Below are 11,732 nucleotides of genomic sequence, written 5' to 3'. Positions count from 1 at the left end.
CGCTTACGACGACACACCGGTAGTTCGGGGAGTATTTTCCGACCGGATAGGCGCGGGACATCCGTCCACTGAACACCGGAACAATGTTTGAATAGTGGGCTAAATCTGCCCCTAACAGACCTACTCGTTAGAAAGCCCTTTGTATCCGGCCCCCTTCGATCCGTATATCGATGCCCTGGGAACAGTTGACACGCAACGATCTACGGCCGCCTGATTCCTCGAACACGCCCGGTCTCGCGGAGCGGAGTCTCTCGTGACCGACCCGTCGACCGACGAGCCAACCGATTCGAACGAACGAACCGAGCGATTGCGAATCGCCCTGCTGAACGCCGCACACAAACGCGGAACGACCCAGCAAAACTTCGAACGCGAACTCGACGCCGACCTCGTCGAGTTTCACTGTCCGTCGGGCGATCTGCCCGAGACGTTCGCGTTCGACGCCTGCGTCGTCACCGGCTCGAGTGCCTCCGTCTACTGGGACGAGCCGTGGATCGGCGCGCTCAAGGAGTGGGTCGGCGAGGCCGTCGACGCCGGACTCCCGTTTCTGGGCGTCTGTTACGGCCACCAACTGCTCGCGGACGTCCTCGGCGGCCGCGTCGAGGGCATGGGCGAGTACGAGATCGGCTACCGAATCGTCGAGCAGAACGGGGCGAATCGGCTGCTGACCGGCGTCGACGAGCGCTTTACCGTCTTCACCACGCACTCGGATCGCGTCGCCGAGGCTCCGCCAGGGGCGACCGTGTTCGCCAGAAACGAGTACGGCATCCACGGCTTTCAGCGAGACCGCGTCTTCGGCGTCCAGTTTCACCCAGAGTACGACACGACGACGGCAACGCGAGTTACGGAGGGAAAGGAAGGCGAACTCGAGACGGGCCGGATCGAAGCCGTCCTCGAGGGCATCGACGCCGAGAATTACGAGGCCGCCTGCGAAGCCAAACGGCTCTTCGACAACTTCCTCGAGTACGTTCGCGAACAGCGCAACGTTCGACTCGAGGGACCCACCGATACCGGAGTTACGGCTGGCGTCGATACCCGTATCGAAACCACCGTCGACACCGATCTCGCGACGACGGAGTCGGCTGCCGATTCGTCGGTTGACTCGAGTCCATCGTCCTGAGTCGCGATCGACGCGCCCGTTCGTTGAACGGTCACGGGTACTGTCACTCGAAGCGCCGATCTTCCGAGGGAAACCGGCCGAACAACCAAACCGATTTTACAGTTGGGGACACAGTTCCGGTCGTGCCGGAGGCCAACCCAGTCGAGCGATGGCAGGCAGACCTCGAGGAGATGGGGGAGTTGACGCCCGAGGTCGTCGAGCAGATCTCCCAGATTCACGGCGACCGTGGGGTCCGCGCCATCGAAGCCGTTGGGGAGAACCGGGTGAAGGCCTACCGCGATTTTACGATCGTCGTCGGCTACGACGACGAGTACATCGTCGAGGACGGCGGCTGTACCTGCAAGGACAGCGAGTACAATCTCGACGCCGACGATCCGACCGAGCAGTGCTGGCACGCCCTCGCCGTCGCCATCGCACGCCGGGTCGGCCACGTCGACTATCACGACATGTGGTACTCCGAGGTCCGGGAACTGCTCTGAGATCCCCACTGTCGGCTATTCTCTCGTAGGAACACGTACGGTACAGGTGACAGACATACTGCTGGAACTGACAATCCACGTGCGGTGGCGCGCGCTGTGCCACGGCGAGCGAATAGCGAGACGTGGCTCAGAGCCGTGCGAGGTCGTCGCGAGTAATACGAGCGACTGCGTGGAAGACGCGAAGCGTCTTCCTATGGATGAACGAGCGCCCGTTGGCGCGAGTGAATCGGCTGGGGAGGACGTGGAACTCACTGCCGCCAGCGTCAGCAGAACACTCGTGTTTTCCGAACCATTCGTCGAAACAGCATCGTTCAATAAGCGCACGTACTGTGCGAGGGTGCCACCTACCGAAGCCAGAATCTCCTACCGAAGCCAGAATCTCCTATCGAAGCCAGAATCTCCTACCGAAACCACAGTCGGGAACAAATGAACGAGGATCGCTAGTCCGATTCGTTACACGCGGCGATGATGACCTCCGGATCGTCGATCAGCCGGTTTTCCATGTAGTTGCCCTTCCCTTTCCCAGCCCACTTGCGCTCCTGGTCGATGATCGAGAGGAACTCAAGCTCCGAGAGGATATCCCTGACGCGGCGGAGCTTCAGGTGCTCGGACTGGTCTCGCTCACAGAGTCGCTTGTAGAGGTCGTACACCTCGTTCGTCGTCACCGGCGCGTCGTCGTTGCCCGTCTGCTGGGTGCACAGCGCCATGGCCTCGAGGACGAGTTTCGCGTGGCTCGGGCTCTTCGAGATGAGTTCGGCGAGGCGACTGGTCTCCTCGCGCTCGTGTGCCTGATCGACGCAGGATTCCGTAACGCGCTCTAAGTCGTTCTCCTCGGCGATCTCCCCCGCAAAGCGGAGGATGTCGATCGCCTTCCGCGCGTCGCCGTGTTCGCGGGCGGCGAGCGCGGCGACCCGGGGGACGACGCCGTCCTCGAGAACGCCCTCGTGGAACGCATCAGCACGCGAACGCAGAATCTCTCGAATCTGGGTCGCGTCGTACGGCGAGAAGACGTACTCGCGCTCACAGAGACTGGATTTGATGCGCTCGTCCAGCGAATCCTTGTACCGAACCTTGTTCGAGATGCCGATGACGCCGACCGTGCTCTCGGTGAGTTTTCCGGACTCGACCGCTCTCGAGAGCTGCATCAAGATATCGTCGTCCTCGATCTTGTCGACCTCGTCCAGAATGATGAGCGCGACGTCGTACCGGCTGTCGACAATCTCCCACAGTCGGCGGTAGTACTCGGCCGTGCTCAGCCCCGAGTGGGGAATCGAGATTCCCGTCACGTCCTGCTCGTTGAGTTGGTGCCCGGCGGACTGGACGGCCTGGGTCTCCGTCGACTCCTGCAGGCAGTCGACGTAGGCGACGCCGATCGTTACGTCGTCCCGTTTCGCGCGTTCGACAGCCTGATTCGTGATGAACTTCGAGCACAGCGACTTCCCGGTGCCCGTCTTGCCGTAGACGAGGACGTTGTTGGGCGTGTTACCGCGCGTCGCCGGTTTGATCGCGTTCGCGAGGTTCGTCAGTTCGTCCTCGCGGCCGATGATGCGGTCGCCGTCGGGGAGGTGCGAGACCTGCAGTAGCTCTTTGTTCTGAAAGATCTCGTTCTCGCTTCCGAAGTAGTCCATCGAATCCGACATTCAGCTATCACGCACATCACACAGTCACGACTTAACTGTTCGGAACCTAGTTGCCGCTGTATAGCATGCTATTAGTGTCCTCGACCCTCTCAAAACAGTAAAACACACCCCTCGGTGCCGCTGTATTCGTTCTGTCGAACCCCTCGTTTCCGCTGTATCAGTGCTATCGAACCCCGCAGTTCCGCTGTAACAGTGCTATTGAACCCCACAATTCCGCTGTATAGCAGCCGACTGCCAGTGACCGTATCAGACTCCACGATTCCGCTGTATCGGGTCGACGACAACCCCGGAGTGCCGCTGTATCGTGGCGATAGCAGTCGCGGTGCGGCGAAGTTGTGGGAGGAACGACCCCGGAGTGCCGCTGTATCGTGGTGGTTCGACTCCGGAGTACTGCTGAGTTACAACGTCAGCCGACTCCTGGGCAGCCTCCACGAGGGATAGACGAGGAACGTCGGGACCGCTCGAGGCGAAACCCCAATTCCGCTGTATGAGCGCGAACGGGGTTTGATAGCAGCCGAACCGATAGTTTCACACCCCACGGTGCCGCTGTATGTCGGGTCACACACCCCGGAGTGCCGCTGTATCGGTGTGGAGGAATGTGGAGTGATGAACCTCTCATTGGATCGTGGAAAACCGGGTATAGCATCCGTCACGGTCGGATGCAGACCGGCGAAGAGAACGGTTCAGTTCGACTCGAACGGCGAACCCGCGTTCAAGACCGATGCCGTCGCTCCGCGTGCAATACTCTTAATGGTCGGTAACACAGGACTAGTATTTAGTAGTGACGTTCCGGGGGCGGGATGCGTTCGAGAACTGTTCCGACGGTCCCACCGATTCTGGCGAATACGCGAAGAAGGAGCGATCTCCCGTAGCTATACAGCGGCACCGTGGGGTGTGTCTCCAGCCGAAATCCGTCCCGACGAATCGCGCTCTTGAGGAACTGACGCACCGACGAGACGATCTCCTAACCCACCGACGAGCCGCCCTCTCGTGACAATCCCCCTCGAGAAGTGTACATGGCTGGTACTGACAGTCGAACGATCGTAAAATATAGTCACGAACGTCAGATTTTAGCGCGCACTGGACGGCACCCGGACGGACCGGCGTCCGAAGAGGCAGTAGGCAGCGGAGGTCCGTAGTCAAAGACGGAACTGTTATTCAAGCCTCGAGAGCACTCTGAGTGGCAGGTTCATACGCGCTAATAGCCCGGAATAGCAACCGAAACCAGAACCAAAGTCCTAGTACCCAAATGGGGGCACCAGTACCAATCATTTCTTCGGCAAAAAGAGCCCCATTAAGAGCCAGAACGAATAGAATCACAGTTCGAATAAACAACCAATTCGCTATATCAGAAGTTGATTGTGTTTGTTCGGGGTCGAACACATCCATAGTATTAGTTGAGATAGATGGTTAATAATTTTTATTCGCCTTCTTCTTCCTCAGTGGGGCAAGGTTCTCCAGGGGGACAGGTTGGGTCACCTCCGTCGTATCCCTGAGGGCTGATTTTGACCCGACGGACCCACAAACCTGGTAGCAATCCGTCTCCTCCGGCTGATGCGACGTAACCACCACCTCCTGCAAGACCCATTGCCTCTGATTCGGCATGGGCGATACAGATTAAGCGATATTGCGAATTAGTGTCGAGTGTCTCAGTGATAGTTCGTATTTCATCTTCCTCATGTTCGTCATATTCAGCAGTCTGAGATGTGACCTCTACCTCGCGAACAATTGCTGCTGAATCATCAGTTTCGTTTAATTTTTGTAAGACAAATGATATTAAGTAAGCAGTGTCACTATCACTACCACTTATTAGTCCAGCGAGAACAGGGATTCCGACTCTGGAAAGACTCATCTCTGCTTTATCTTCCGATAAAACCTGATTGTTCTTTTTCCCTTCACGTTCGCTTTCCTTCCATTCTGTGGTCTCTTCTTCTTCACTGAAGGGGGAGATAGAAGCACTTCCTGCAGCGGTTATATAATGGAACTTTGGTTCAATCTCGAAGGAAGTTGGCTCATCAATATCAGTTTCCCATTCAACCCAAGCTACGGTGGTAGCATATTCTGCTTGATTAATACGACTTTCACTGAACGCACCAAGTGAGAATCCCACGTAACCGCTTTCTGCCGGATCTTCATCGACTATTTTAGCGCTCGAATTGGATCCAGATACAGACGATGCAGAATCTCCGTATCGATCCAGCGATCTTAAATAAAGCTCGGACTCATCAGTGATCGGGAGAACATTATCAGTAGTGGAAGACCCACTGAGTTCAATCTCATCTGGAATCGTTGCAGTACTTACATCATTTTGTTCAGCCTCCCGAGCTGAAGCACTTCCAGTTGCGAGAAGGCTTCCACTGATGGTAAGCGGTCCAACTTGACGTAACAATGATCTTTACCTCATTGCTCTGTATTTTACTAATACGAGTTAGTTATTAAATGTTTATATGTATCTAACTATTATGCTCTGTGTATTTCGGGAGGCATATCACTCCTGTTTTGGATTAGTGCCCTTGGAATTCTTTTTAGCGTCCGCTGAGTGGTTCCATGGAGATTGACTCGACGTTGATCACCTCAAGAACAACAAACCTGTGGCGAGGTGGTGAAGTGTTCAGTGAACGCGCTCTTCGGGCGACTTGCTGCATCCCAGCACGATGAGGTGGGCTTTAACCCCTCATCAAATTTGTCTTAGCAAACGCGGTCCGGCTTCCTTCGTTCGATACCCCGAGACATTGGCGAATAAACTGTTCTCGGATCTTGTTGAAGGCGCATAAACAGGTATCTCATCACACATGGGTCGGAAACGACGCTCCCGGTCGCAGCGTTACTCCTCGGCGCAGATCTCGACGAAATTCCGCAGAATCTGCAGCCCCGTCTCGCCGCTCTTTTCGGGGTGGAACTGAGTGCCGAAGACGTTCCCCGCCTCGTTGGCGACGATCGACGGGAACTCGAGTTCGTAGTCAGTCGTCGCTACCGTCGCATCGTCGTCGTCGGGCATGGCGTAGTAGGAGTGGACGAAGTAAGCGTGGTCTCCGTCGACGCCGTCGACCAGCGGGTGGTCGCGTTCCACGTTCAGTTCGTTCCAACCCATGTGTGGGACTTTTTGGCCCTCCGCAAATCGGACGTTGGTGCCCGGAATCAGGTCCAGCCCTTGCACGGCCGACTCGCCGTCGTTCTCGCCCTCCTCGCTGGTCGTCAGCAGCATCTGCATGCCGAGACAGATACCGAACAGCGGGGTGCCGGACTCGGCGACCTCGAGGAGGTCCTCCCGAAGCGGATCGGCGTTCTCGACGCCCTCCCGGAACGCGCCGACGCCGGGGAGGACGACGCCGTCTGCCGCGGCGAAAGCCTCGACATCGTCGGTGATCTCGACGTCGGCACCCGCACGCTCGAGACCGCGGGTGACGCTGCGTAAGTTCCCCAGTCCGTAGTCGACGATGACGACGGACGCGAGAGATTGCTGGGTCGCATTCATAGCTGCAGATGGGGAGTCGAGCGGCAAGTGGGTTTCCATCCGTGCAGTGTTCGCGATAGCCGGGTGAATCCGACGTGAGACCGAATTACCGACTCACGTGCAGAGAGGGGAACAGTACCGAAAAAAAGAGTTCCAGAACGGTGGGGACGGCCGACCGTCGCTACTTCATCGCGGATTCGGCCATCCGGTTGGGGAAGCCGAAGATCAGCTCCCGCCAGCCCATTTTCTCCTCGTCGGAGCGAAGCCGGGCGCGCAGGCGCTGGCTGAACAGTTCGACAGTGATGATGAGCAGAAAGATACACAGCAGCGTCGCCATCATGTTCGTCCAGTTGAGCAGTCCCTGTTGGACCTCGACGACCTGCCCGAGTCCGCCGGCGCCGTAGACGCCGACGGTAACCGCGATCCGGACGTTGATCTCGAGGATGTACAGCGTCCAGGCGATAAAGGACGTTTTAACCTGACTCAACATCCCGAAGACGATGGTCTGCGGTCTGTTCGCGCCGGTGGTTTCCATCGCCTCGATCGGTCCGTCCGAGATCTCCTCGAGTTCGTCGACGAACAGCCGACCGAGGTTTCCGATGGTGTCGACCATGATCGCCAGCGTCGCGGCGACGGGACCGAGACCGGCGAGCGGAATGAAGATCAGCGTCCAGACGAGCGCCGGAATCGAGCGGATGAACGACATCGTCCCGCGGAAGATGAAGTTGAACGGGAACGGCGTCACCCGCTCGGAGCCGAGGACGCCGAACAACAACGCGAACGGCAGGCCGAGGATGGTTCCAACGACGCCCATCGCGAGCGTGATGCCGGCCTCACCGAAGATCCCGAAGATACCGAGACCGCTGACGATACCGCCGAACTCGGGGTTGAACAGGAGGTTTTCCTCACGGATGTACGAGAAGTACCGTCCGAAGTCGACGAACGGGATCACGTCGAAGTATTCGGTGGTCGGGAAGAAGTTTCGCAGCGACTCGCCGAAGAAACTCCAGTTGAGGAACTCGGAGAAGATCTGGATCGCGCTGAGCCCCTGCGCGAAGACAAATCCGACGAACGCGAGAACTACCGCTCCGCTGATGGCCCGTCGCCGTCGCCGTCGCCGGATATTCTCGAACTGTTCGGTGAGCCGTTCGTCTCGGTTCGGTTCGTCGGCGGCGCCGGTCGCCGGCTGGCCGCCGTCCGTCGATACGGATCCGTCGACGTCGGCTGCCTCCGCCGAATCGGGTCGGCTCACGGCGTCACCTCCGATTCGCTGTCGCCGCTCGAGTCCACGTCGACGAACATGCCTTCGGTATCGATATCGCCGTAGATCTCGTCGATGGCGTCGATCGTCAACTCGTCACGATAGCCGTCGAAGACCTTCTCGCCTTCGCGGAGGCCGATGAACCGTTCGCCGAACTTGCGTGCGATATTGACCTGATGAAGGCTGATGAACGTCGTGAGATCCCGCTCGACGGTACTCGTCTGGAGATAGCGCATCACCTCCTGTGCACTCCCGGGGTCGAGGCTCGCGACGGGTTCGTCGGCGAGCAATACCTCCGGTCGTTGCACCAGTGCGCGGGCGATACCGACCCGCTGTTGTTGACCGCCACTCATTCGACGCGCCTTCTGCTCTGCTTCGTCTAAGAGGCCGACGGTATCGAGCGCGTCGAGGGCGCGATACTTCTCCTCGTCGGGCTGAAGCTGCAGCAGACTCTCGAGGAACGAACTGCGATTCATGCTGCCCGACAGCGCGTTCGAGTACGCCGTCAGATCGCCGATGATGTTGTGCTGCTGAAAGATCATCGCTACTTCGGGACGAGGGACGTTCATCGGCTCGCCGTCGATCCGTATTTCGCCACTGGTCGGTTTCGTCAGCGCCGACATACATCGCAGCAGCGTTGATTTTCCAGACCCCGATACGCCGAGAATAATGACGAACTCACCTGCCGGTACCTCGAACGAGACGTCGTCGAGCGCGAGGACGTCCCCGTATCGTTTGGTGAGACCGTCGACTACAACTTTAGACATGATAATCGATACTCTTCAATCGGGTGTGCTCAGTCGAGTTCCTCGGGCTCGAGCCCGAGTTCCTCGAGGAGATCGACGACCGGCTGGTAGTCGTCAGCGGTCGCCGGTTCGATACCGTCGAACCAGAGGCCATGGTCCTCGAACGTCTGGAGGTCCTCTTCTTCTTCCTCGGTGAGATCGTCCTCGTCCTTATCGAGGATCTCGGGGTCGATACCGAGTTCGTCAGCGAGTTCTTCGTCGTCGTGTTCGAAGGCTTCCGACGGTGCCTCGAGCATCAGTTCCTCGAGTTCCTCGCGGACCGGGTCGTCCCAGTTCGAACGGGCGACGATCGGTGCCCGCGGGATCGGGTCGGAGACGGCGAGCAACTGAAGCTCCGGATCCCGCGAGCCAGCGCCGTCGTACTCGACGGAGATATCGACGTAGTCTTCGGACAGCTCATCGAACTGTTCCGCGGGGACGTGGGGACCGGTCGAGAACGCACCGGTCGCCGCCGCCGCGACGTCCGGATTCTCGAGCAGTTGCGTCCGTGCCGTATCGTGGTCCGAGTACCGCGCGGTGAAGTCCTCGGGATTGCCGTCGGGTGCGCCGCCGGTGTCGAGACCGGCTTGTTCGAGCATCAGCATGGGGAACAGCGTCCCCGAGACCGACGTCGCGGCACCGAACGCGATCTCTTCGCCCTCGAGGTCGGACAGCTCCTCGATACCGCTGTCTGGGGTCGTCGTAATGAGCGAGAAGTACTGTTCGGCGCCGAACGCGAGGCGCATGCCGACGACGTCGATGTCGTCGGGAATCTGGGCCACTGCACCGGGCGAAGTATCAGCGAAGTCGCCGCGGTCGCCCTGCATCTCCAGCACCGTCGAGCTGTAGTCGGACGTCTGGACGCCCTCGATTTCGATGTCGGCTTCGGACTCGAGGTACTCGAACAGCGGCTGGTACTGCAGTTCGATATCGACCGTTTCCTCCGCGGGATTCATCACCCACGAAATCGTATCCGAATCGTCGCTGCCACCCGTACAGCCGGCGAGACCCGCCATCCCCACCGCGCCGGCACTTTTCAAAACCGTTCGTCGATCCGTTGCCCACCGATCGGTGTCGGACATAACAGGGACTATGCATGAATTTATTTAGTAGTTTCTATGTTACCTACGTAGTCGTCCATCGATCGGTGCCATAACGATTTGAAGGCGCCCATATAATCAAAATAACGCCACGTTCGTCCACACCAAGAGCGGATTATTTAAAATGGTAATGAGGAAAACCGATCGATATTCAAACACTTCTCAAAACCCGTCGAGTCTCGTCTGCCCGCTTCCGCCGTCACCGTCGACACCGGCGAGGTCCGCGGCACGTTCGAGCGCGTCGGTGAACGTATCCTCCTGACTTCGGTCGTAGAGCGTCGCCGCCGGGTGAACGCAGAGCAGCACGCGTCGCGGTGTGCCCTCTATCCGAACCTCCTCGATCGAGCCCGCTTCCTTGGTTACCGCAACCGATCGACCCAAGAGATGCTCGCTGGGGACTTTCCCCAACGTCACGATAATCTCCGGATCGAGCAGGTCGATCTCCCGCTCGAGGTAGCCGCGACAGTTCTCGAGTTCCTCGGTCGTGGGATCGCGGTTTTCCGGCGGCCGGCAGCGAACGCAGTTGGTGATCCGAACGTCCTCGCGAATCAGGCCGACGCTCCGGAGTCCGTCGTCGAGGACGGAGCCGCTGCGACCGACGAAGGGTTCGCCCTCGCTGTCCTCCTGTGCTCCCGGTCCTTCGCCGACGAACAGCACGTCGGCATCCTCGGGTCCGGTTCCGTTGACGATCCGGCTGCGAGACTCTACGAGCGCCGGACAGCGCGAACACTCGCTGACACAGAGCCCTGACTCGTCCATCGTTCCCATACCGGAGGATCAAACGGCCGACTACTACCTCTTTCGGGTCGCAGTTGCTGGTCTCGGTGTCGCAGTCGCTGGTCTCGATCTGTAAAATCGTCCGAGCGCGGCGCTACTCGAGCGAGTCGAGGTACGCATCCCCCGCTCGAGCCGCGACCCTCGCGACCCGAATCGGCTCCGGCCGACCGCCTTCGGGCGTGAACGCCCGGACGACCGCCGCGGCCGTCCCGGCGTCGCAACCGACGTGTCGTACGTAGACCGTCTCGTCGTTGACCGACAGCGCTCGTCGCTCGGGGAGGGATCGGTAGCTCTCGAGACGCTGCTCGAGTGCAGCGTCGGAAAAGGCATCGCGGAGACCGGCCTCGAGACCGTCGCTCGCTTCGAACGAGACGGCGATCACCGGCCGGTCAGCAGCCTCCCGAATTCGAGCGAGATCGAGGAGATTGTACCAGGCGGGAGCGATGGCGCCGAGCAGCACGTACCGCACGTCGGGCCGACCGAGGTCCTCGAGCAGCGCCACCACGGCGTCGGTCGCGTCGGTGCCGCCGACGGTACACGAGCGGTACGCGAGTCCGTCCGTAACGCGGTCGGCGCGAACGACGGCACCGGCGAGCGTGCTTCGGTCGCGAGTCCCGTCACCGCGAACCGATTCGGCGATACCCAGCGCCCGCACCCCGGGCTTCATCAGTCCTCGTCTTTGATCTCTTGGAGTCGATCGAGCAGCTCGTCGCTGGAGGCGCCGTTCTCGAACTCGATCGATCCGTCGTGGCTGTTCTCGCCGGATTGTACCGTGTCGTCGTCAAAATCAGCGTCGACTTCCTGTTGCTCGGATTCGTCGTAGCTCCCGAATCCCATACGGTGTCCTCTACGTCGACCTGGCTAAAAAATCTCGTGGTCTCTCACTCGAGGTCGCCTTCGCGTCGGTCAGTGTCGTCGCTCGAGCGAATCATCCCCGCTCAGTGGTGGGATGGATTCCGAACAGTCCGCTGTGAGGGCGCCGTCGAACGATTCTTTTCGGACAACCACCGTGATGAGAGAGTCGCACACTATTCGTGCAAATTGAACGGTATACACGTAATCACTCAGTTAATCAAAACAGCTGTTGGCCGTGAAAATGATACGGTGTTAATGTGTGGG

General features: G+C 59.1%; 11 protein-coding genes. 2 read left to right on the top strand and 9 right to left on the bottom strand.

Going from position 1 to position 11,732, the window contains the following annotated elements; genetic code table 11:
- Positions 1 to 253 precede the first annotated feature (253 nt).
- Both ACSFC5_RS02595 and ACSFC5_RS02590 read left to right on the top strand, forming a co-directional pair.
- Positions 254 to 1,117, top strand: coding sequence for a type 1 glutamine amidotransferase (locus tag ACSFC5_RS02595; protein WP_440763705.1), 864 nt, complete (start codon positions 254 to 256; stop codon positions 1,115 to 1,117).
- 122 nt (positions 1,118 to 1,239) lie between these two features.
- Positions 1,240 to 1,596, top strand: coding sequence for a hypothetical protein (locus ACSFC5_RS02590; protein WP_440763704.1), 357 nt, complete (start codon positions 1,240 to 1,242; stop codon positions 1,594 to 1,596).
- Between the two features lie 440 nt (positions 1,597 to 2,036).
- On the opposite strand, the gene ACSFC5_RS02585 is transcribed toward ACSFC5_RS02590, so the two are convergent.
- The 9 genes from ACSFC5_RS02585 to ACSFC5_RS02545 all read right to left on the bottom strand — a co-directional run bounded on the left by ACSFC5_RS02585 (position 2,037) and on the right by ACSFC5_RS02545 (position 11,450).
- The gene (locus tag ACSFC5_RS02585) at positions 2,037 to 3,236 is read right to left on the bottom strand and encodes a Cdc6/Cdc18 family protein (protein ID WP_440763703.1); all 1,200 of its coding nucleotides are present in this window, start codon (positions 3,234 to 3,236) and stop codon (positions 2,037 to 2,039) included.
- Between the two features lie 1,420 nt (positions 3,237 to 4,656).
- Positions 4,657 to 5,625: a hypothetical protein gene (locus ACSFC5_RS02580; protein WP_440763702.1), complete on the bottom strand. Its 969-nt coding sequence runs from the start codon at positions 5,623 to 5,625 to the stop codon at positions 4,657 to 4,659.
- A gap of 435 nt (positions 5,626 to 6,060) precedes the next feature.
- Entirely contained in the window at positions 6,061 to 6,711 is a 651-nt protein-coding gene (gene hisH / locus ACSFC5_RS02575; protein WP_440763701.1) for an imidazole glycerol phosphate synthase subunit HisH, read from the bottom strand.
- A 160-nt stretch (positions 6,712 to 6,871) separates the two neighbouring features.
- Complete coding sequence (phnE, locus tag ACSFC5_RS02570) at positions 6,872 to 7,942, bottom strand: phosphonate ABC transporter, permease protein PhnE (RefSeq protein WP_440763700.1); 1,071 nt, start codon at positions 7,940 to 7,942, stop codon at positions 6,872 to 6,874.
- Complete coding sequence (locus ACSFC5_RS02565) at positions 7,939 to 8,718, bottom strand: phosphonate ABC transporter ATP-binding protein (RefSeq protein WP_440763699.1); 780 nt, start codon at positions 8,716 to 8,718, stop codon at positions 7,939 to 7,941. The genes phnE and ACSFC5_RS02565 overlap by 4 nt, the downstream gene beginning before the upstream one ends.
- Before the next feature lie 29 nt (positions 8,719 to 8,747).
- Positions 8,748 to 9,818 carry a PhnD/SsuA/transferrin family substrate-binding protein gene (locus ACSFC5_RS02560; protein ID WP_440763698.1) on the bottom strand — a complete coding sequence of 357 codons (1,071 nt, stop codon included), beginning with the start codon at positions 9,816 to 9,818 and terminating at the stop codon, positions 8,748 to 8,750.
- Between the two features lie 180 nt (positions 9,819 to 9,998).
- The gene (locus ACSFC5_RS02555; RefSeq protein ID WP_440763697.1) at positions 9,999 to 10,604 is read right to left on the bottom strand and encodes a uracil-DNA glycosylase; all 606 of its coding nucleotides are present in this window, start codon (positions 10,602 to 10,604) and stop codon (positions 9,999 to 10,001) included.
- 103 nt (positions 10,605 to 10,707) lie between these two features.
- Positions 10,708 to 11,280 (bottom strand): endonuclease dU, encoded by a 573-nt coding sequence (locus ACSFC5_RS02550; protein WP_440763696.1) that lies wholly within the window; start codon positions 11,278 to 11,280, stop codon positions 10,708 to 10,710.
- Positions 11,280 to 11,450, bottom strand: a complete 171-nt coding sequence (locus tag ACSFC5_RS02545; RefSeq protein ID WP_006089939.1) for a DUF5786 family protein — start codon at positions 11,448 to 11,450, stop codon at positions 11,280 to 11,282. Before ACSFC5_RS02545 ends, ACSFC5_RS02550 begins: the two co-directional genes overlap by 1 nt.
- Positions 11,451 to 11,732 lie beyond the last annotated feature (282 nt).

Source organism: Natronorubrum marinum (assembly GCF_052040125.1).
In the GTDB taxonomy this organism is placed as follows: Archaea; Halobacteriota; Halobacteria; order Halobacteriales; family Natrialbaceae; genus Natronorubrum.
The sequence above is the reverse complement of the archived record's forward strand: the minus strand, read 5'-3'. Positions and strand labels throughout refer to the sequence as shown.